This window comes from Actinophytocola oryzae (genome assembly GCF_004364325.1).
Taxonomy (GTDB): domain Bacteria; phylum Actinomycetota; class Actinomycetes; order Mycobacteriales; family Pseudonocardiaceae; genus Actinophytocola; species Actinophytocola oryzae.
The window spans coordinates 605,375-625,386 of the sequence record NZ_SOCP01000003.1 but is presented as its reverse complement, the minus strand read 5'-3'; the positions used below and the strand labels follow the sequence as shown (position 1 = coordinate 625,386).

Here is a 20,012-nt window from a genome sequence, read left to right as displayed (position 1 = left end):
CATTCTCGCCGATTCCCGGCGCGGCGGGTGATCACTAGCGTCGGAGCCGTGACCAAGGTCCTGCTGTCCCTGCACGTGCTCGCCGCGATCCTGGCCGTGGGGCCGGTGACCGTCGCGGCCAGCATGTTCCCCGCCGTCGTCCGGCGCGGGCCAGCCGAGCAGGTGCGCCTGCTGCACCGGATCTGCCGGGTCTACGCGGGGATCGGCGTCGCGGTGCCCGTGTTCGGGTTCGCCACGGCGAGCAGCCTCGGGGTGCTCGGTGACGTGTGGCTGCTCGTGTCGATCGGGCTGACCGCGGTGGCCGCCGCCGTGCTGGTGTTCCAGGTGCTGCCGGGGCAGGCGAAGCTGCTCGACGTGTCGGAGGGGGCCGTGCTGACCCGCGTCACCACACGTCTCGGCATGTCCACGGGGATCTTCAACCTGCTGTGGGCGACGGTGACCGTGCTGATGATCGTCCGCCCCGGCTCGACGACGGGTGCGTGAGGCCGTGCGGCTGTTCCGGTGGGTGGCGGCGACCGAGCTGGTCACGCTGCTGGTGTTGCTGGTGAACCTGGCGACCGTCCACCTGCCGGTGATCACGTCACTCGGCGGCCCGACCCACGGGTGTGCCTACCTGTTCGTCGTGGTCGCCACCCTCCGCAGTCCCTCGGCACCCGCGCGGACGAAGGTCGTGGCCCTGCTGCCGGGGATCGGGGGGCTGCTGGTCGCTCGCAGGCTCGCAGCGCCTTCGTAGCCGCGTGCAACCTCCCATGGGCGGACCGCGTTCTTGTCCCGTCCAAGAACTGCTGGAGGATGCCGGTGGCCGGTTCAGATGACGACTTCGCCGACTTCTACTCGGCGCGGTTCGTGGGGGCGCTGCGCACCGCGTACGCGCTGTGCGGCGACTGGGTCGAGGCGGAGGAACTGGCCCAGGGAAGCTTCGTCCGGCTGTATCCGAAATGGGCACGCGTGGCCGACGGCAACGCGGACGGCTACCTGCGTACCACCCTCGTCCGGCTCTTCCTCGACGCCAGGCGGCGGGGCCGCGCGAAGGAACGCCTGGTCGCCGAGACGCCCGAGCGGCCGGACCAGACGAGGGACGACGTGGGGCGCGTCGACGACCAGCAGTCGTTGCTGGCGGCACTGCAGAACGTGCCACCGAGGCAGCGGGCCACGCTCGTGCTGCGCATCGTCCACGACCTGCCCGTCGAGCAGGTCGCGCAGGAACTGAGGTGCTCGACGGGCACCGTCAAAAGTCAACTGTCACGAGGGATACAGGCGTTGCGGGCGGCATACCGCGACGTCGAGACACCGGAGCGGAGCGTGCGAGATGTGGGCTGAGGAAGATCTCGGGGCCGCGCTGCGGGCCGAACTGGCGCAACAGACCCCGCCAGGACCGCACGGCGGGCTGACCGACGCGGTCGCCCGTGGTCGGCGGCGTCGTCGGCGCCAACAGCTCGGCGCCGCACTGGCGGCGGTGGCCGCGGTCGCCGGTGTGGTCACGGTGGCCGTCAGCGCGGGAGCCCTGGCCTCCGGCGGTCAGGACGTCGCCGCGACCGGGACGACCCCGACCGAGGCGCCGTGGCCGCGGGCCGACCTACCGGCGCACTCGCCATACACCACGTGGACTCCGGCGCCGACCGCACCACCACCGGCCGGGCGGCCGATCGAGCCGGTGCCGATTTGCGACACGTCCGACACCAGCGGCCGCGACCTGGACAGCGTCCGTGCCGACCTGCCGGACCTGCAACAACGGGTCCGGCAGGCTCTGACCGCGGTGGCCGATGACGCGACGGTGGGCCTGCTGGTCGAGCTGAAAATGACGTCCACCAGGCCGAACACTCACGACGCGTTCACCTACACCGCCGACGTGTCCGACGCCGGGGGCACCGGCAGCGTGGTGTTCTCCGTCGGCCGGTTCACCGGTGATCCACTGACGGCTGCGGACGACCAGGCGTACGACCTGTCCAACTGTGAGGCACCGAAACGGCGCGTGTTGGGGGACGGGACGGTGTTGCAGATCTACGACGTGGCGCCGAGCGAACCGTTCGTGTCGCTCGACCAGACCCTGCGGATCTACCGGCCGGACGGACAGCTGTACGCACTGTCGGTGCGGAACTTCGGCAGTCCGGACTTCGCCACCAACCCGGCGGATCCCGGGCACCCGGACCGGGTCGGCGCCGGACGGCCGACACTGCCGCTGACGGAAGCACAACTCGCCGACCTGGGCCTGGCCATAGTGGGTTGACCGTCAGCGCTGCTCTCGTCGAGGAACGGAGATCACGCCCGGCGGGTGGCCTCGCAGGATCGCGACACGTGGCCCTGTTGGCGCCTGGCTCGACGGTCGGCTGGTCGGTATCGCGCACTACCTCCGTCACGCGACCCCGTGGTCGGTCGAGGCATGTTGTCTCCAGGACCTGTTCGACGAGGCTGAGTGTGGCCGCGGTGCCGCGCGGTCGCTGATCGAGTGGGTCGCGGCGCGACTTCCGCGGGTTCATCCGCTGTGACCGGCCGCTCGGGTCAGGGCCGCGCTGATCTCGGCGGCGCGGTCGGCGATGGTCTCGACCTCCGGTGCGCGCCCACGCAGGAAGCCGCTCAGGTGCAGGGCCGCGTAGCCGTGGGCCGCGGCCGTGTACTTCTCCAGGAGGTCCAGCGCGGCGTGGGCGTCCCCGGTGATGTCCATGGCGACGGGCAGCAGGACGTTCATCACCGCGCGGCCCGCCTCGGCCAGGGCCTGGTCGCCCACCCGCAGACGCGCGTCGAAGATCAGGTCCAGACCCGCGTGGTGCTCGATGACGAACCGGACGTACGCGCGTGCGGTCTCCGCCAGTTGTTCACCGGGGCATGTCGCGCGTGCCACCGCCGCGCGTAGGTCGGTGACCAGCAGCTCCGCCGCCCTGATGGCGGCGGCCCTCAGCAGGTCACCCCTGGTGGGGAAGTGCCGGTAGGGCGCGGCGGCGCTCACCCCCGTGCGGCGTGCGGCCTCGGCCACCGACAGTGCCTCGAGGCCGTGTTCCGCGATCAGCTCCAGCGCCGCGTCCACCAGGGCGGTACGCAGGTCCCCGTGGTGGTACTTCGCACGCGTGGCCACCAGCCCTCCTTGCCATCGATGTAAGAGGTAACTTACACTCGATTGATGTAAGAGACCTCTAACATTGGATTGGGTATGCCTGGAATCGAAGGGAAGGTTGTCGCGGTCACGGGGGCCAGCAGCGGCATCGGCGAGGCGACCGCGGTCCTGCTCGCCGAACATGGTGCGAAGCTCGTACTCGGCGCACGCCGGGAGGAGCGGCTGGCCGCACTCGCCCACCGGCTCGGCGACGCCGCCTACCTCGCCGTCGACGTGCGGCGGCGCGCGGACGTCGCCGACCTCGTCGCGCTGGCTCGCAAGCGGTTCGACCGGCTCGACGTGCTGGTCAGCAACGCGGGCGTCATGCCGATCTCGCCGCTCGACGACCTGCGTGTCGACGAATGGGACGCCATGGTGGACGTCAACCTCAAGGGCGTGCTCCACGGCATCGCCGCCGCCCTGCCCGTGTTCCGCGACCAGGGCGGCGGCCACTTCGTCAACGTCGCGTCGACCGCCGGGCTCCGCGTCTCCCCGGCGATGGCCGTCTACGCGGGCACGAAGTTCGCCGTCCGCGCCGTCTCCGAGGGCCTGCGCCAGGAGGCGGGCGACCGGTTGCGCGTCACGATCATCTCGCCGGGCATGACGAGGACGAACTTCGCCGACACCATGACCAACCCGGCCGTGCGTGCCGAGCTCGCCGAGTCCCGCGACCGGATGGCCATGCCGCCGGACGCCGTGGCACGGGCCATCGCCTACGCCGTCGAGCAGCCCGCCGACATCGACGTCGGCGAGGTGGTCGTCCGCCCGACCGCGCAGGCCTAAAGTGCCGGTGCACAAGGCGACCACGGAGGCGACGGATGAAGTGGGCACGGAACACCGACGGCGATCTCGCCGAGCACTGGCTGGTGGCCGCCCGCCGCGACGACCAGCCCCTGCCGGTGACGGTGCTGGCGAAGTGGCGGTGGTACAAGCGGTACTCGCAGCGGGCGAAGCTCTGGTACGGGTCCATGGAGGGCCTCGCGATCATCGCCTCGGCCGCCATCCCCGTGGCCGCCGCCGCGGACGCCGCCGCGCCGGTGATCGCCACGTTGGGGGCGGTCGTGCTCGTCGCCACCGCGCTGCGCTCCACCTTCGGCCTCAACGAGAACTGGGTGGAGTACAGCCAGATCGGCTACGCGATCGAACGCGAGGCGGCGCTGTACGTCACCGCCGTCGCGCCCTACGACACCGCGGACGCCGCGAGCGTCCTGGTGGTGCGCGTCGAAGCCCTCGCCGAACGCGGCGGCAGGCAATGGGCCGGCCGTCGCATGGGTCTCGAGAACCCGCAGCCACCCAACGCCAAACCCGACCCTGCCACCCCGCCACTCGCGGGATGACCACCGTTGCGTGTCGACCCGTGCGGCGCGGTCAGGCCGTCGCCGGTGCCGGGTGCGCCGCCACGATGCGGTCACACAGCGGTCACGCGGTCAGTTTCGGGATGATCTCCGAGCCGTAAGCTGCCAGGGTCTGCTCCTTCTGGTCGTGCATCAGGTAGACGGCGAACTGGTCGACGCCCAGCTCCGCCAGCTCGGTCAGGCGGTCGACGTGTGCCGACGCGGGTCCGAGCAGGCAGAACCTGTCCACAATGGAGTCGGGGACGAAGTCCGTCGACGGGTTGCCCGCCTTGCCGTGGTGTGCGTAGTCGTAGCCCTCGCGCCCTCGGATGTACTCCGTCAGCTCGTGCGGGACCGGGCCCGACTCGCCGTAGCGGGCGACCAGGTCGGCCACGTGGTTGCCGACCATGCCGCCGAACCACCTCAGCTGGTCGCGTTGGTGCGCCACGTCCTCCCCGACGTACGCGGGCGCGGCCACGCACATCGTGATGCCGCCCGGGTCGCGGCCCGCGGCGCGGGCGGCGGCTCGGACGGACTCGATCGTCCACCGGGTAATCGCGGGGTCGGCCGTCTGCAGGATGAAACCGTCGGCGTGTTCGCCGACCAGCTGCAGTGCCTTCGGGCCGTACGCCGCCATCCAGATCTCCAGGCGGCCGTCCCGTACCCAGGGAATGCGTACCGGTGTGCCATGGTGTGAAACCTCCCGTCCTTCCGCGAGTTCGCGGATGACGTGCATGGAATCACGCACCACCGACAGCGGCGCAGGCTTCTGTCCGATGACCCGTCGCGCTGAGTCACCCCGGCCGATGCCGCACACCGTTCGGTTGCCGTACATGTCGTTCAGGGTCGCGAAGAGTGACGCCGTGACCGACCAGTCCCGGGTGACCGGGTTGGTCACCATAGGCCCCACGACCAGCGAGGACGTGGCCGCGAGGATCGACGAGTAGATCACGAACGGTTCCTGCCACAACACGACCGAGTCAAATGTCCAGCCGTAGGAGAAGCCCTGCTGCTCGGCCGTCACCATCAGGTCGACGACCGCCGACGCGGGCGGGTCGGTCTGCAGCACCACACCGAAGTCCATGCCAGATCCCAATCAGACGAGGTACTGCGACAGCTCACGCGACAGGAACCGGCCGTGTCCCTCGTGGCCGTGGAACTCCCCGTCGGAGATCACCACGGACCCTCGCGACAGGACGGTCGACACCCCGCCGGTGATCGACATGCCCTCGTAGGCGGAGTAGTCGACGGCCATGTGGTGCGTTGCCACACCGAGGGTCTGCCGCACGGCCGGGTCGTACACGACGATGTCCGCGTCCGCGCCCGGCGCGATCACGCCCTTGCGCGGGTAGAGCCCGAACATGCGGGCAGGTGTCGCCGACGTCACCTCCACCCACCGCTGCAGCGTGATCTCCCCCGCGACCACGCCCTGGTGCAGCAGGTCCATCCGGTGCTCGACGCCGGGAATCCCGTTGGGGATCTTCGAGAAGTCCCCTCGGCCCAGCTCCTTCTGGTCCTTGAAGCAGAAAGGGCAGTGGTCGGTCGACACGACCGACAGGTCGTTGGTGCGCAGCCCACGCCACAGGTCGGCCTGGTGCTCCTTCGGCCGCAGCGGCGGCGACGCCACGTACTTCGACCCCTCGAAGTCCGGCTTCGCCAGGTCCTCGATGGACAGGTACAGGTACTGCGGGCACGTCTCCGCGAAGACGTTCTGGCCGTCGTTGCGTGCCGCCGCGACGGCCGCAAGCGCTTGCGACGCCGACAGGTGCACGATGTACAGCGGTGCGCCGGTCACCCGCGCCAGCTGGATGGCACGCGACGTCGCCTCACCCTCCAGCTCCGGCGGGCGCGTCAGCCCGTGCTCCACCGGGTCGGTGCGGCCCTCCGCGATCGCCTGCGCCACCAGCTCGTCGATCGCGATGCCGTTCTCGGCGTGCATCATGACCGTCGCGCCGGTGCCCGCCGCCTTCTGCATCGCACGCAGGATCTCGCCGTCCGTCGCGTAGAACACGCCGGGGTAGGCCATGAACATCTTGAAGCTGTTCACGCCTGCGTCGATGCAGGACTCCATCTCCTTCAGCGACTGGTCGTTGACGTCGGAGACGATCATGTGGAAGCCGTAGTCGACGGCGCAGTGGCCGTCCGCCTTCTCGTGCCACTTGTCGAGAGTTGACAAGAGCGACGTGCCCTTGGCCTGCACGGCGAAGTCGATGATCGTCGTCGTGCCGCCCCACGCGGCCGCCCGTGTCCCGGTGAAGAAGGTGTCCGCCGAGAACGTCCCGCCGAACGGCATCTCCATGTGGGTGTGGGCGTCGATGCCGCCGGGCAGCACGTACTTGTCGTCCGCCTCGATGTAGGCGTCGGCCGTCTCGATCACGCCGGGCGCGGTGATGGCGGAGATCTTCTCGCCCTCCACCAGCACGTCGGCGCGTAGCGTGCCACCGGCGTTGATGACCGTCCCGTTGCGAATCAGCGTCCGCATCACACCCCCTCGCCCGCTGCGTGGCACCGGAACGCTCCGCAGGCTCCGCTACTCCGGGGCCCTCCGCGGTCGAGGTGCCGTCCTGCACATCGATGATTCGCTCCGCCAGCTCCGCTCATGCTCACGCCCCCTCGCCCGCTGCGTGGCACCGGAACGCTCCGCAGGCTCCGCTACTCCGGGGCCCTCCGCGGTCGAGGTGCCGTCCTGCACATCGATGATTCGCTCCGCCAGCGCCGCTCATGCTCACGCCCCGGTCAGCGAGTCGTAGGTGTCCGGGCGGCGGTCGCGGTAGAACTGCCATAGGTCGCGGACCTCGGTCAGCTTCGCCATGTCGAGGTCACGCACGATGACTTCTTCCTCGTCGTCCGAGGCGGTTTCGTCCACGATCTGGCCACGTGGGTCCGCGAAGTACGACTGTCCGTAGAAGTCGTTGTCACCCAGTGGTTCCACGCCCACCCGGTTGATGGCGCCGACGAAGTACTCGTTCGCCACCGCGGCGGCAGGCTGCTCCAACTTCCACAGGTACTCCGAGAGCCCACGCGAGGTCGCCGACGGGTTGAACACGATCCGCGCGCCACCCAGGCCGAGCGCCCGCCAGCCCTCCGGGAAGTGCCGCTCGTAGCAGATGTACACGCCGATCTTGCCGACCGCGGTGTCGAACACCGGGTAGCCGAGGTTGCCCGGCCGGAAGTAGAACTTCTCCCAGAAGCCCTTGACCTGCGGGATGTGGTTCTTGCGGTGCTTGCCGAGGTAGGTGCCGTCGGCGTCGATCACGGCCGCGGTGTTGTAGTAGACCCCGGGCTGCTCCTGCTCGTACATGGGCACGATCAGCACCATGTTGTGCTGGTCGGCCAGCTCGCACATGAGCTGTGTGGTCGGCCCGTCCGGGATCTGCTCGGTGTAGGAGTAGTAGTCGGCGTCCTGCACCTGACAGAAGTACGGCCCGTAGAACAGCTCCTGCAGACACAGGACCTGTGCGCCCTGCGACGCGGCCGTACCTATGTGGGTGACCGCGTTCGCGATCATCGACTCCTTGTCACCGGTCCACTTCTGCTGGACCAGTGCCGCCCTGACGATCTCAGACAACTGCCTCTCCTTCCGTCACCGGCCGGGAAGCCGGTGCGCTCTCCCGCGATGTCCGCGCGTTCAGCAGCAGGTACACCAGGGATGCTGCCACCAATCCGACGACCCAGCTGTAGTTGTAGAGCTCCTTCAGGAACGGGATCAGCCCGTCCTTCGGGAACGGGTTGCCGGAGGCGCTGTGCGCGCCGCCGACCGCCAGCACCGCACCCACGACGGTGGCGACCAGCGCCGGGATGTTCCAGCCGCCCGAGAACCAGTACCGGCCGCCCTCCCGGTAGAGGTCCTCCACCGCGATGACCGTGCGGGCCCGCAGCCAGTACCCGCTGATCAGCACGCCCGCCACCGCGCCGAGCACGCCACCGTAGAAGCCGAGCCAGCCGTTGATGTACACGTCCGCGTCCGCGAGCAGCCGCCACGGCATGATCACGACGCCGATGATGCCGGTGATCAGCCCGCCGACCGCGAACGTGACCTTCTTCGGGAACGCGTTCGAGAAGTCGTACGACGGGCTCACGACGTTCGCCGCGAGGTTCGCGGAGATCGTCGCCAGCACGAGCGCCACCAGCGCGACGACCACGACGACCGGCGAGGAGAACCGCGAGGCGAGCGCGGCCGGGTCCCAGATCACGTCGCCGAACAGCACCGCGCCGCCGGACGTCGTCAGGATCGCGACGATCGCGATGAACGACATCGTCGTCGGCAGGCCGAGGATCTGACCCCAGAACTGCTTGCGTTGCGACCCGCCGAACCTGGTGAAGTCCGGCATGTTCAGCGAGAGCGTCGCCCAGAACGCGATCATGCCCATCAGGGACGGCGCGAACACCGTCCAGAAGTCCGAACCCCAGCCCAGCTTGGACGGCTGCGACAGGATCGGGCCGAACCCACCCGCCTTGACCAGCACGTACACCAGCATGATCAGGAAGCCGACGGTCACGAGCGGCGCGGTCCAGTTCTCGAACTTCCGCACGGCGTCCATGCCGCGCCAGATGATCAGCATCTGGAGGATCCAGAAGACCGCGAACGAGATCCACAGCGTGATCGGCTGCCCGGCCACGACCGACGCGTTCATCCAGCCGTCGCCCGCGAGCTTGCCGATGATCACGTAGATCGCCTGGCCGCCGACCCACGTCTGGATGCCGAACCACCCGCACGCGATGAACGCGCGGAGCAGCGCCGCGAGGTTCGCCCCGCGCACGCCGTAGAAGGCGCGGGCGAAGACGGGGAACGGGATGCCGTACCTCGTGCCCGCGTGGCTGTTCAGCAACATCGGGATGAGCACGATGATGTTGCCGAGCGTGATGGTCATGAACGCCTGCACCCAGTCCATGCCCAGTGCGATCAGACCGGAGGCGAGCAGGTAGCTGGGGATGTTGTGGGCCATGCCCATCCACAGCGCGAAGTAGTTGTACGTGGTCCAGTTACGCTGCGCCACAGGCACTGGGGCGAGCTCGGCATTGTAGAAACGGCTGTCCGCGATGGACGAGTGATCGGCGAGATCGACCCGGCCATCCGAGCTGGTGGTCGTTAGTGCCATCCTGGGATCGTGGTGTTGGGACGATCCCCCGAGGCAGTGTCACAGTGTGCGTCGTTGCCGCACATGGTGGTCACTCTGTCTCTTGCGGATCGCCGCCGAGCCGGTCAGGCCTGCTTCAGTCCCGCCACGATGTGCACGAAACCCTCGAGGTCCGGCTCGTCCGGCGTCGGCTGCAGCACGAGCGTGGTCACGCCGGCCTCGACGTACTCCTGGATCATTCCCGGCACGTCGTCGTTCGCCCTGCCGTACTCGGGGCTCTCCTCGGCGTCCAGGCGCTCCTGGGCGCCCGCGCCGAAGGCCGCGCGGGCGTACGCGATGATCGGCTTGTCGGTCGTCGCACGCATCTCGCGGACGCCGTCCGGGCCCGCGCTGGCCGCCAGGATGAGCCCGTCCGCCACCTCGGCGCACATCGCCAGCGACTTGGGACCGAACGCACCCGAGATCACCGGTGGCGGGGTCTCGGGGAGCCGCTCCAGCCGCACGGCGTCCAGGTTGACGTACCTGCCGGACACGGTCACGGTCTCGCCGGCCAGCAATCCCTTCAGCGCGACGAGGTACTCACGCAGCAGCGTCACCGGCGACTCGGCACGCACGCCCGCCTGGCCCATCCACTTCTGTAGCCCGTGGCCGAACGCGAAGGTCGCCCGTCCGGGGAACAGTCGCTCGACAGTGGCGACCTCCATGGCCGACAGCGCCACGTTCCGCAACGGAACCGGCAGCAGGCCCACCCCGACACGTACCCGTTCGGTGAACCCGAGCAGTGCGACGGCACTCGCGATGCCGCTCGCGAGGAAGCAGTCCTCCCACAGCCAGACCTCGTCGAGCCCGCTCTCGTCGAGAGCCGAGGCGATCTCCCGCATCCGCTCCGGCGCGAACTGCGGCCGGAACACCACACCTAGTTTGGTCACGGCTGCCGATCCTGCATGAAGATCGTCGGCCGTGCCAGGCCGGCGTCACATGCCGAAGGCGGCCATCACCTTGCGTACGGCCTCGATGACCGGCACCCCCACCTGGCCGACCATGCTCGCGACGCCGGAGATCTCCCGCAGCGCCCCGCGGAAGCCGCTCGGCTCGGCGTTCGGGCCGACGGTCCGCATGGAGGCGTCGATGACCTCGCGGTCGGCGGGGGAGACCTGTGCGCGCAGCGCGTTGACGGCGTCGGTCAGCTCGCGGAGCGCGTCCTGCGGGCCGGCCTGGTGGTAGGTGCCGTTGTTGATGCCGACGTTGTTGGTGCCGCCGACGGTGACGTGCTGGCCGCCGTAGTAGTTGCTGGTCATCAGTTCCTGATCCCCACGTTGTCGCTGCCGTTCACCGTGGCGTGCTGGCCGCCGAAGTAGTTGTTGCCGTGGTGGTGGTGCACGACCGTCGTCGTGAAGTTGGTCCGGGGGTCGCGGGGGTTGCCGATCGCCCGCATGATCTGGTGGACCAGGCCGTTGATCACGGTCTCGTCGGGGCTGATCACCGCCGTGTGCGGTGTGCCGGAGGTCTCGATCACGAGTGCGTGGTAGGTCCGTCTGGCGAGCGCCACCAGCAGGCCGATGGTGCTGACGAGGACGAGCGCGCCGACGGCGACCGCGACGTACTCGGTGTAGGTCTCCACATCGGACGAGGGAAGGTCGGCGAAGCGCAGCCCCGCGATCCCGCCGGCACCCAGTACCGCCCAGAGCAGCACCTGCTTGACGAACGAGCCGACCGCACGGCCGCGTCTCGGGACCAGCTCGACGTTCTGCACCCGCGCGATGTTGTGCAGCGGATAGGCCTCGCCGCCGACCCAGAGGACTCCCTGGTTCACGCCGATGTTGATGATCTTGCTGGACATGGCGTCGCCTCCGGCGAGCTGACACACGACTGGGGGGAGTACACCAGCGGCGGACACCGGCCGTAATGCCCGAAAGGGCGGCACAAGGTGCGCCTCACGAGCCCGGTTGGTTCGGTACGGTCTGGCGCATGATGGTGGAACTGGCGATCGGGGACGCCTACGGCGGCGCGTTCGAGTACGCGCCTGCCACGTTCGTGGCCGAGTACAACACCGTCGAGGGTTACGCCACGCATCCGACCCACGTCGGCATCGAGGCGGGGCGGTACACCGACGACACGCAGATGACCCTGGCGGTCGCGGAGCTGCTCGCCGACGGCGCCGAGTTCTCACGGCTCACCCTGGCCGAGAAGTTCGTCGAGGTCTTCCACCGCGACCCCCGGGTCGGGTACGCGGGCGGCTTCCACGCCTTCCTGGAGTCGGTGACCTCCGGGCGTGACTTCGTGGACCGCATCCGCCCCGACAGCGACAAGAGCGGTGCCGCCATGCGGGTCGCGCCGGTCGGCCTGCTGTCGACGGTCGCCGAGGTGCGCCGCCTCGCCGCGCTCCAGGCTCGCGTCACACACGACACCCCCGACGGCGTGGCGTCGGCGGAGGCGGCGGCGCTCGCCGTGCACTACTGCCACCACGGGCTGGGCCCGCTGCCCGGCGTCACGAGGTGGATCTCCGACCAGCTGGGGACCGACTGGACCCGGCCGTGGCAGGGCAAAGTTGGCTCGAAGGGGGTCATGAGCGTCCGTGCGGCGCTCACCGCACTCGCGCGGGCCACGACCATGCGTGGTCTCCTCCACGCGTGTGTCGCCTACACGGGTGATGTCGACACGGTGGCGACCATCGCGCTCGCCGCGGCCTCCCGTACGCCCGAGGTGACCGACGACCTGCCGGCAGCCCTCCACGACGACCTGGAGAACGGCACGTACGGCCGCGACTACCTCGCCGCGTTGGACGGTCGCCTGCTGACCTGACCGTCCACATGGGACGGCTACTGGCGCGTGTCGCGGCGCAGCGGGTGGTCGGCCGGGATCTCCACCAGCACGATCCGCAGGCCGTCGGGGTCGGCGACCCACATCTCCTCCAGGCCCCACGGCTCGGTGCGCGGCTCACGCGTGATCGGCACGCCGCGCTCGGCCAGCTCGGCGGCGGTCGCGGTCAGGTCACGCACCTGGAGCCAGATCACCACGTCCGCTCCCGGCCCGTCGCCGCCCCGGCCGGACAGCTCCAGCAGACCGTTGCCGAGGAACAGCACCGTGCCGCCGGGGAACTCGCGGTAGACGGCCAACCCGAGCGTGTCGCGGTAGAAGGCGAGGGACCGCTCCGGGTCCAGGGGACGGACGATGATCCGGCTGCTGAGGAACTCCACACCCCGGATTATCGCCGATCACGCTCGTTGTCGGTGCCCGCTCGTAAACTGCCGGCATGAACGTGGACGGCGACCAGTTCGTCGAGTGTGGACTCGGCCATCGACACTGGGGCAAGTACGGTGCCGCCGGGTTGTTGCTCCACCACGGCGACATGGTGCTGCTCCAGCAGCGCTCCGCCCTCTCGATGGGCCCCGGGACGTGGGGCCTGTTCGGTGGCGCGTGCGCCAGGGACGAGCCGCCGGTGGTCACCGCGCTCCGCGAGGCCGCCGAGGAGTCCACTGTGGACGTCCGGACGGTTCGGGTGCGTGGTGTCCTCAGGGAGGACCACAAGGGCTGGCACTACGACACGGTGGTGGCCGACGTCGAGTCCTTACCCGAGGTCCTGCCCGTGTCCTGGGAGTCGATGGACGCCCGCTGGGTGCCCTCGGGCCAGGTCGCCGACATGGACCTGTTCGATCCCTTCGCCCACTCCTGGCCCAAGGTGCGTGACGCCATGCGCAGACCGGTCCTGATCGTCGACACCGCCAACGTCATGGGGTCCCGCGCCGACGGCTGGTGGCGGGACCGGCACGGGGCGGCCACGCGGTTACGCGACCAGCTCGACGCGCTCGATGGCCTTCCGCTGCCGCCGTTCGACGTGGCCTACCCGGAGATCGTGATGATCGTCGAGGGAAAGGCGGGTGGGGTCGGCGACAGCGAGCGCGTCCGGGTCGTCAGTGCTCCCGGCGAGGGGGACGACACGATTGTCGACACGGTGCGGGAGTACGCGGGTGAGCCGGAGGCCGAGGTGTTCGTCGTGACCGCCGACCGGGAGCTGAAGCGCCGCAGCCAGGAGGCCGGTGCGTCCATCCTCGGGCCCCGGTGGCTGCTCGACCAGCTCAGTCGTTGATCTCCGCCACCAGCAGCGCCACGTGGAGGGACAGCACCGAGTCCGAGTCGTCCAGTGACACGCCCAGCACCTGTTCCACCCGCGCGAGTTGTTGGTAGTAGGCCGTTCTGGACATGTGGGCCGCGGTCGCCGCCGCCGACTTGTTGCCGCCGTGGTCGCAGAAGTGCCGCAGCGCGTCGATGAGCCTGCTGCCGTGCGCCGCGTCGCGGGTCAGCAGCGGGCCCAGCTCCCGCGCCGCGAAGGCGGTCACGCGGTCGTCGTCGGCCAGCAGGTGCAGCAGGCCGCGGAGGCGCACGTCGTCGAGGCGGTGGTACGGCCGGTCGTTCGACGTGCGCAGCGCTGCCTTAGCCACGTGTGCCGCCTCGACCATCGTCCGCCTGACGTCGGACACCGCGTCGACCGTGGTGCCCACCGCCACGATCACCGGCAGTGCCTTCGGCGCGTTCGCCGCCGCCTGGTGGATCTCCTTCGACAGCCTGCGCAGCACGGCATCCGCGTCGGCCTGCGGGGTCAGCGAGAGGAGCGCCCGGACACTGATGTCGTCCACCACCCCGACCAGGGCGGCCACCCGCGCCCTGCGCGCCGCGAGTGCCGTCGCCTCGGCCAGGTCCCGCAACACCTCCTGTGTCGCCATCGTCGGGCGGACGGCGGTCGTCGTCGACGGGCGCACGGAGATGCCCAGCAGTTGGCGTCGCTGCAGCGGGACACCCAGTGCGCCGGCGCGGGCCGCCACGTCCGCCGCGGTCGTGGTCGAGCCGAGCAGTTCGGTCAGCAGGGTCCGGTGGGCGTGCCGCTCCAGGCCCTCCCGGTCCCTCGCCACCAGGCGGTGCACCGCCAGTGCCGACGCGGCCCGTTCCGCGATCACCACCTGCCGGTGTTTCGGCTCCGACGGGCAGACCAGGACGAGGCGGCCCCAGTCGTTGCCGCGCGCCCCGACCACGGTGACGAGCCAGCCCGCCTCGGCGTGGTAGCCCGTACGGGCGTCGACGGTCACCGCTCGTGAACGGGTGGCCCAGTCCGCCATCAGCTCCCGCGGGTCGGTGCCCGCCGTGTCGTAGGCGAGGACGTCGTGGCCGAGGGTCTCCAGCACGACGGGCAGTTCCGAGGCCCGTGCCACCTCACGCAGCACCTCCGCCGGCTCGGCGCCCGCGACCGTCAACGCGGTGAAGGTCTCGTGTATCCGTTCGGCCGCCTGGAGCTCCGCGACCTGAGCAGCCACGATCAGCCCCACCACGGCTTCCGTCACGGCTACGAACCGGGTTTCCCTCGACAGGGTGATCAGAGGCAGATCGTGTGCGTCGGCCGCCTCGGTCAGCGCGGCAGGCAGCTCACGGTGCCAGTGCCGCACCAGCTCCACGACCACCCCCACCACACCGACCGAGGACAGCTCCGCGACATACCGTGTCAGCGACCCGGGATCGTCCGGGAGCGCGATGCCGGTCGTCAGCACCAGCTCGCCGCCACCGAGCAGGGGCGCGATGTCCGCGATCTCCGCGACGTGGACCCAGCGCACCGGCCGGTCGAGGCCGCCGGCACCCGCGACCAGGGTCGCCATCCCCTGCCGGATCACCGGCAGGGTCAGCACGTCCGCCACGGTCGGGTACACGCACGCACACTGTACGGACCGGGGCCGCGCCGCGATACACACTGTCCATGGCGTGGCGGGTGGCGCCTCGGCACACTCAGAGTATGGACCGTCTGATCGACCGCCACCGCGCCGTCCTCCCGAACTGGCTCGCGCTCTACTACGCCGACCCGATCGAGATCGTGCACGCCAGCGGGCGGCGGGTGACCGACGCGAACGGCACCACCTACCTCGACTTCTTCGCGGGCATCCTCACGAACGCGCTCGGCTACGACGTGCCCGAGGTCAGCGACGCGGTCCGCAAGCAGCTGGACACCGGCATCCTGCACACCTCGACGCTGTACCTGATCCGCGCTCAGGTCGAGCTGGCCGAGGAGATCGCGCGGCTGTCCGGGATCCCGGACGCGAAGGTGTTCTTCACCAACTCCGGCACCGAGGCCAACGAGACGGCGCTGATGCTCGCCACGCAGTACCGGCGCAGCAACCAGGTCCTGGCGATGCGGAACTCCTACCACGGCCGCGCCTTCGCGACAGTCGGCATCACCGGCAACCGCGGCTGGTCCGCCTCCGCACTCTCACCCGTCCGTGTGTCCTATGTGCACGGTGGGTATCCGTACCGGAGCCCGTTCCGCGGCATGTCGGACGCCGACTACATCGCCGCGTGCGTCGAGGACCTGCGTGACGTGCTGCAGACCGGTACCTCCGGCGACGTCGCGTGCATGATCGCCGAGCCGATCCAGGGCGTCGGCGGCTTCGCGACCCCGCCCGACGGGTTGTTCGGCGCGTTCGCGGAAGTCCTCGCGGAGCACGGGATCCTGTTCATCTCGGACGAGGTCCAGACGGGCTGGGGACGCACGGGCACGCACTTCTGGGGTATCCAGGCCCACGGCGTGGTGCCGGACATGATGACCTTCGCGAAGGGGCTCGGCAACGGCCTCGCCATCGGCGGGGTGGTCGCACGCGGCGAGGTCATGGACTGCCTCACCGCCAACTCGATCTCCACGTTCGGGGGTAACCCCGTCGCGACCGTCGGTGCGCGCGCTGTGCTCGACTACGTCCGCGAACACGACCTCCAGGGCAACGCCCACACCCTCGGCACCCGCCTGCTGTCGGGGCTGCGTGATATCTCCGCACGGCACCCGGTGGTCGGCGACGTGCGGGGGAAGGGGTTGATGGTCGGGGTGGAGCTGGTGGAGCCGGGCGGCATGACGCCGTCCCCGGCCGTGGCGACGCGCGTGCTGGAGGAGACCCGCGCTCGCGGCCTGCTCGTGGGCAAGGGCGGCCTCCACAACAACGTGATCAGGCTGGCGCCGCCCATGACACTCACCGCCGAGGAACTGGAAGAGGCACTGACCATCCTCGGCGACTCGATCGCCGCCGCTTCCGGGGAGGACCACTGATGATCGCGCGGATCAGTCACTGGATCGACGGGAAGCCGTGGGCGGGGGTCGCCGAGCGTTCCGGCGACGTCTTCGACCCGGCGACCGGTGAGGTGGCCGGGCGCGTCGACTTCGCGTCGGCGGCCGAGGTCGACGAGGCCGTCGGTGCCGCGGCACGGGCGTTCCAGACCTGGCGGCACACCTCCCTCGCCGCCCGGTCACGCATCCTCTTCGCCTTCCGGGAGCTGCTCAACGAGCACAAGGACGAGCTGGCCGCCACCGTCACGGCCGAACACGGCAAGGTCCTCGACGACGCGGCGGGCGAGGTGGGCCGCGCCATCGAGAACGTCGAGTTCGCGTGCGGCATCCCCGCCCTGCTCAAGGGCGGCTTCAGCGAGAACGCTTCCACCCGGGTCGACGTCTACTCCCTGCGCCAGCCGCTCGGCGTGGTCGGCGTCGTCTCGCCGTTCAACTTCCCCGCGATGGTGCCGCTCTGGTTCGTCCCCAACGCCATCGCCTGCGGCAACACGGTCGTGCTGAAACCGTCGGAGAAGGACCCCTCCGCCTCGGTCCTCATCGCCGACCTCTGGGCCCGCGCCGGACTCCCCGACGGTGTCCTCAACGTCCTCCACGGCGACAAGGTGGCGGTCGACGGCCTGCTCACGCACCCCTCGGTGCGGGGCATCTCGTTCGTCGGCTCGACGCCCATCGCCAGGTACGTCTACGAGACCGGCACCGCCAACGGCAAGCGCGTCCAGGCACTCGGCGGCGCCAAGAACCACATGGTGGTCCTGCCGGACGCCGATCTCGACCTCGCCGCGGACGCCGCCGTGTCGGCCGGGTTCGGCTCCGCGGGCGAGCGGTGCATGGCCATCTCGGTCGTCGTCGCCGTCGACCCGGTCGGCGACGAGCTGGTCGAGCGCATCCGGGACCGCATGGCCAGGCTGCGCGTCGGCGACGGACGCAGGCCGGGCTGCGAGATGGGCCCGCTCGTCACCGCGGCACACCGCGACCGCGTGACCTCCTACCTGGACACCGGCGTCGGGGAGGGCGCGACACTGGCCGTCGACGGCCGCGACCACGAGATCGACGGACCGGACGGCGGCTTCTGGCTCGGCCCGACCCTGTTCGACCACGTGCGCCGGGACATGTCGGTCTACCGCGACGAGATCTTCGGCCCGGTGCTGTCCGTGGTCCGTGCGCAGACCTACGAGCAGGCCGTCGGTTTGATCAACGACAACCCGTACGGCAACGGCACCGCGATCTTCACCAACGACGGCGGCGCGGCGCGGCGGTTCCAGAACGAGGTCGAGGTCGGCATGGTGGGCGTGAACGTCCCCATCCCCGTCCCGGTCGGCTACTACTCCTTCGGCGGCTGGAAGGACTCGCTGTTCGGCGACACCCACGCGTACGGCCCCGACGGCCTGCACTTCTACACCAGGACCAAGGTCGTGACCTCCCGCTGGCTCGACCCGTCGCACGGCGGGGTGAACCTCGGGTTCCCGCGTAACGACTGACCCACCCGCCTCGTTCACCCGGGAACCGGACCGTCGGCGGAACCGTCGTATGCCCGGGCTTACCGCCTGGTCACCGGCGGTAAGCTGGATGGGCGGTCAATTGGGGAGAGATTGGACGAGGGGTGTGGTGGGCGTGCCTGACGGTACGAACGCTGATGACACGGGGACTGACGACCAGGACCCCGGTACGCCGGCTGACCAGGTGAACGGCGAGATCGTCCGTGAGGGCGTGCTCGGGTGGTGGCGCGCCCTGTTTGGGCTGAACCCGACCGAGGAGTACCAGGCGGGTGGCGGCGGCGCGGGCGGCCAGTTCATGTTCGCGAGCATCGAGGAGCTGGACACCGTCATCACGCGCTGGGAGGACGAGCGCGACGGCATCTTGGCCGACCGCGAGAAGATCTCCGAGGCCTACTACTCGATCACCCCGCCCGCCGGTGACTCCATGAGTCGCGGGCAGGCGACCGCGTCGCAGGACTCGTTGGCCAACATGTGGCACCACAACGACGCGATGCTGAAGTACGCCGAGAACTACATCGCCAAGCTGAAGGCGAGCCGCCGGCAGATGTCGCTCAACGAAGAGGGCGCCGACGCCCGCTTCCGTACCATCCAGGCCTGACGGGGGAGGAGAGCGAGCGATGGGCATCCTGGAGGACCTCGGCCTGTTCGGCATGAGCGGCAAGGACATCTACCACAACTTCCGCGGTGGCACCGGCGACGACGCCCGCAGCCTGCTGTCCGCGTCGACGACGGTGGCCGCGCTCGGCAAGCGGTACGACGACCGCACCACGTCGATCACACAGCTCACCACCACGATGGAGAGCGCGTGGCAGGGCAGTGCGGGTGGGGCCGCGCAGCGCGGCGCCGGACCGCTCGCCGTCGAGCACGGCCTGGCCCAGACGGGCATGAACACCGCGTCCGACACGCTCCACAACCAGTTCACGGCGTTCGTGTCGGCACAGCAACAGGTCACCGAGATCCCGCCGACGCCGGAGAAGCCGGGCATGTGGGACAACCTGACGAGCTTCGGCGGCGCAGGCCGCAACTACGACGACAAGATGAACCAGGTCAACACGGCCAACGACCACAACGTGGCCGTGATGGAGCAGTACGAGACCACCACCAGCTCCAACACCACCGGGATGCCGACGCAGTACGGCCGGATCACCGACGACTACGCCGCGATCGGGGTCGAGAGGCCGACGCCGCCGACCCCGTCCGGGTCCTTCACCCCGTTCAACCCCAACCTCGGCACCCCGGGTAGCCGGGACAACAGCACGACCGGCACGGGAACGAACACCGGCACGGGGAACGGCTCGAACAACCAGGGCCAGAACCGCCCACCCGGTACCAGTGGCGGCAACCAGAACGGCAACGGGAACGGCAACCAGAACGGCAACGGGAACCAGAACGGCAACGGCCAGACCAACCCGAACCAGAACCGGCCGCCCACAGGCCTGCCGCCGCGCAGCGGCCTGCCCGGTGGCCAGAACCTGCCCGGCCAGAGCGGCAACAACCCGGCCCTGCCCGGCATGCTCCCCGGCGGGTTCGGCCCGACCGGCGGCGGTGGCGGCGGCCCACGCGGCGGCGGTGGCGGGTTCGGCCCGCGCGGTTCGGGTGGCTTCGGCCCGGGCAGCGGCGGTCCCGGCTCCTCCGGTGGCCCCGGCACGTCCGGCGGACCCGGTTCCGGTGCGCGTGGTCCGGGCAGCGGCTTCGGCCCCGGCGCCGGTAACGCCGCCGCGGCAGCGGAGGGCGTGGGCGGTCGGGGTGGCGTCGGTCCGGGCGGACGCGGCGGCATGGGCGGTATGCACGGTCCCGGCGGCAGGAAGGGCGAGGGCGAGGAGGACGGCGAGCACGAGCGCCCGTCGTTCCTCGTGGAGCCGGACCCGCACGAGACGTTCGGCACCGACGAGGTCACCGCACCGCCGGTGATCGGCGAGTAGGGGT

The 20,012-nt window shown here is 70.1% G+C and carries 22 protein-coding genes; 12 read left to right on the top strand and 10 right to left on the bottom strand.

Going from position 1 to position 20,012, the window contains the following annotated elements:
• Positions 1-48: 48 nt before the first annotated feature.
• The 4 genes from CLV71_RS10250 (at position 49) to CLV71_RS10235 (ending at position 2,227) form a co-directional block, all read left to right on the top strand.
• A complete protein-coding gene (locus tag CLV71_RS10250; protein WP_133902400.1) occupies positions 49-483 on the top strand; it encodes a hypothetical protein in 435 nt (144 codons plus the stop codon).
• Positions 476-733 carry a hypothetical protein gene (locus CLV71_RS10245; protein WP_243866335.1) on the top strand — a complete coding sequence of 86 codons (258 nt, stop codon included), beginning with the start codon at positions 476-478 and terminating at the stop codon, positions 731-733. Before CLV71_RS10250 ends, CLV71_RS10245 begins: the two co-directional genes overlap by 8 nt.
• Positions 734-798: 65 nt before the next feature.
• Positions 799-1,320, top strand: coding sequence for a SigE family RNA polymerase sigma factor (locus CLV71_RS10240; protein ID WP_243866334.1), 522 nt, complete (start codon positions 799-801; stop codon positions 1,318-1,320).
• Positions 1,310-2,227 (top strand): hypothetical protein, encoded by a 918-nt coding sequence (locus CLV71_RS10235; protein ID WP_133902398.1) that lies wholly within the window; start codon positions 1,310-1,312, stop codon positions 2,225-2,227. The genes CLV71_RS10240 and CLV71_RS10235 overlap by 11 nt, the downstream gene beginning before the upstream one ends.
• 246 nt (positions 2,228-2,473) lie before the next feature.
• On the opposite strand, the gene CLV71_RS10230 is transcribed toward CLV71_RS10235, so the two are convergent.
• Complete coding sequence (locus CLV71_RS10230; RefSeq protein WP_166664025.1) at positions 2,474-3,070, bottom strand: TetR/AcrR family transcriptional regulator; 597 nt, start codon at positions 3,068-3,070, stop codon at positions 2,474-2,476.
• A gap of 75 nt (positions 3,071-3,145) precedes the next feature.
• Between CLV71_RS10230 and CLV71_RS10225 the strand changes: the two genes are divergently transcribed.
• Both CLV71_RS10225 and CLV71_RS10220 read left to right on the top strand, forming a co-directional pair.
• Positions 3,146-3,871, top strand: coding sequence for an SDR family oxidoreductase (locus CLV71_RS10225; protein ID WP_133902396.1), 726 nt, complete (start codon positions 3,146-3,148; stop codon positions 3,869-3,871).
• Between the two features lie 35 nt (positions 3,872-3,906).
• Complete coding sequence (locus CLV71_RS10220; RefSeq protein WP_133902395.1) at positions 3,907-4,425, top strand: DUF4231 domain-containing protein; 519 nt, start codon at positions 3,907-3,909, stop codon at positions 4,423-4,425.
• A gap of 82 nt (positions 4,426-4,507) precedes the next feature.
• Here CLV71_RS10220 and CLV71_RS10215 read toward each other — a convergent pair whose 3' ends face one another.
• From CLV71_RS10215 to CLV71_RS10185, 7 genes are all read right to left on the bottom strand, one after another.
• On the bottom strand, positions 4,508-5,506 hold the full coding sequence (locus CLV71_RS10215) for a TIGR03842 family LLM class F420-dependent oxidoreductase (protein WP_133902394.1): 999 nt from the start codon (positions 5,504-5,506) through the stop codon (positions 4,508-4,510).
• A gap of 12 nt (positions 5,507-5,518) precedes the next feature.
• Positions 5,519-6,904: a dihydropyrimidinase gene (gene hydA / locus CLV71_RS10210; protein ID WP_133902393.1), complete on the bottom strand. Its 1,386-nt coding sequence runs from the start codon at positions 6,902-6,904 to the stop codon at positions 5,519-5,521.
• Positions 6,905-7,147: 243 nt separating this feature from the next.
• On the bottom strand, positions 7,148-7,990 hold the full coding sequence (locus CLV71_RS10205; RefSeq protein ID WP_133902392.1) for a nitrilase-related carbon-nitrogen hydrolase: 843 nt from the start codon (positions 7,988-7,990) through the stop codon (positions 7,148-7,150).
• Positions 7,983-9,521, bottom strand: coding sequence for an NCS1 family nucleobase:cation symporter-1 (locus tag CLV71_RS10200; protein ID WP_133902391.1), 1,539 nt, complete (start codon positions 9,519-9,521; stop codon positions 7,983-7,985). Before CLV71_RS10200 ends, CLV71_RS10205 begins: the two co-directional genes overlap by 8 nt.
• Before the next feature lie 104 nt (positions 9,522-9,625).
• Complete coding sequence (locus CLV71_RS10195; protein ID WP_133902390.1) at positions 9,626-10,429, bottom strand: LLM class flavin-dependent oxidoreductase; 804 nt, start codon at positions 10,427-10,429, stop codon at positions 9,626-9,628.
• Positions 10,430-10,474: 45 nt separating this feature from the next.
• Positions 10,475-10,798, bottom strand: a complete 324-nt coding sequence (locus tag CLV71_RS10190; RefSeq protein ID WP_133902389.1) for a hypothetical protein — start codon at positions 10,796-10,798, stop codon at positions 10,475-10,477.
• Positions 10,798-11,340, bottom strand: a complete 543-nt coding sequence (locus tag CLV71_RS10185; protein WP_133902388.1) for a DUF6232 family protein — start codon at positions 11,338-11,340, stop codon at positions 10,798-10,800. The genes CLV71_RS10190 and CLV71_RS10185 overlap by 1 nt, the downstream gene beginning before the upstream one ends.
• Positions 11,341-11,468: 128 nt before the next feature.
• Between CLV71_RS10185 and CLV71_RS10180 the strand changes: the two genes are divergently transcribed.
• Positions 11,469-12,302, top strand: a complete 834-nt coding sequence (locus CLV71_RS10180; RefSeq protein WP_133902387.1) for an ADP-ribosylglycohydrolase family protein — start codon at positions 11,469-11,471, stop codon at positions 12,300-12,302.
• Between the two features lie 17 nt (positions 12,303-12,319).
• Here CLV71_RS10180 and CLV71_RS10175 read toward each other — a convergent pair whose 3' ends face one another.
• Positions 12,320-12,697 carry a VOC family protein gene (locus CLV71_RS10175; RefSeq protein WP_133902386.1) on the bottom strand — a complete coding sequence of 126 codons (378 nt, stop codon included), beginning with the start codon at positions 12,695-12,697 and terminating at the stop codon, positions 12,320-12,322.
• Positions 12,698-12,753: 56 nt separating this feature from the next.
• Between CLV71_RS10175 and CLV71_RS10170 the strand changes: the two genes are divergently transcribed.
• The gene (locus CLV71_RS10170; RefSeq protein ID WP_133902385.1) at positions 12,754-13,587 is read left to right on the top strand and encodes an NUDIX hydrolase; all 834 of its coding nucleotides are present in this window, start codon (positions 12,754-12,756) and stop codon (positions 13,585-13,587) included.
• Here the strand turns inward: CLV71_RS10170 and CLV71_RS10165 are convergent.
• Positions 13,577-15,193, bottom strand: a complete 1,617-nt coding sequence (locus tag CLV71_RS10165; protein ID WP_133902384.1) for a PucR family transcriptional regulator — start codon at positions 15,191-15,193, stop codon at positions 13,577-13,579. The two genes, CLV71_RS10170 and CLV71_RS10165, sit on opposite strands and share 11 nt — an antisense overlap.
• Positions 15,194-15,276: 83 nt before the next feature.
• On the opposite strand from CLV71_RS10165, the gene CLV71_RS10160 reads away from it, so the two are divergent.
• From CLV71_RS10160 to CLV71_RS10145, 4 genes are all read left to right on the top strand, one after another.
• Positions 15,277-16,572 (top strand): aspartate aminotransferase family protein, encoded by a 1,296-nt coding sequence (locus CLV71_RS10160; RefSeq protein WP_133902383.1) that lies wholly within the window; start codon positions 15,277-15,279, stop codon positions 16,570-16,572.
• Positions 16,572-18,068 (top strand): CoA-acylating methylmalonate-semialdehyde dehydrogenase, encoded by a 1,497-nt coding sequence (locus CLV71_RS10155; RefSeq protein WP_133902382.1) that lies wholly within the window; start codon positions 16,572-16,574, stop codon positions 18,066-18,068. Before CLV71_RS10160 ends, CLV71_RS10155 begins: the two co-directional genes overlap by 1 nt.
• 133 nt (positions 18,069-18,201) lie before the next feature.
• On the top strand, positions 18,202-18,684 hold the full coding sequence (locus CLV71_RS10150) for a hypothetical protein (RefSeq protein ID WP_133902381.1): 483 nt from the start codon (positions 18,202-18,204) through the stop codon (positions 18,682-18,684).
• Between the two features lie 19 nt (positions 18,685-18,703).
• A complete protein-coding gene (locus tag CLV71_RS10145; protein ID WP_133902380.1) occupies positions 18,704-20,008 on the top strand; it encodes a hypothetical protein in 1,305 nt (434 codons plus the stop codon).
• Positions 20,009-20,012 lie beyond the last annotated feature (4 nt).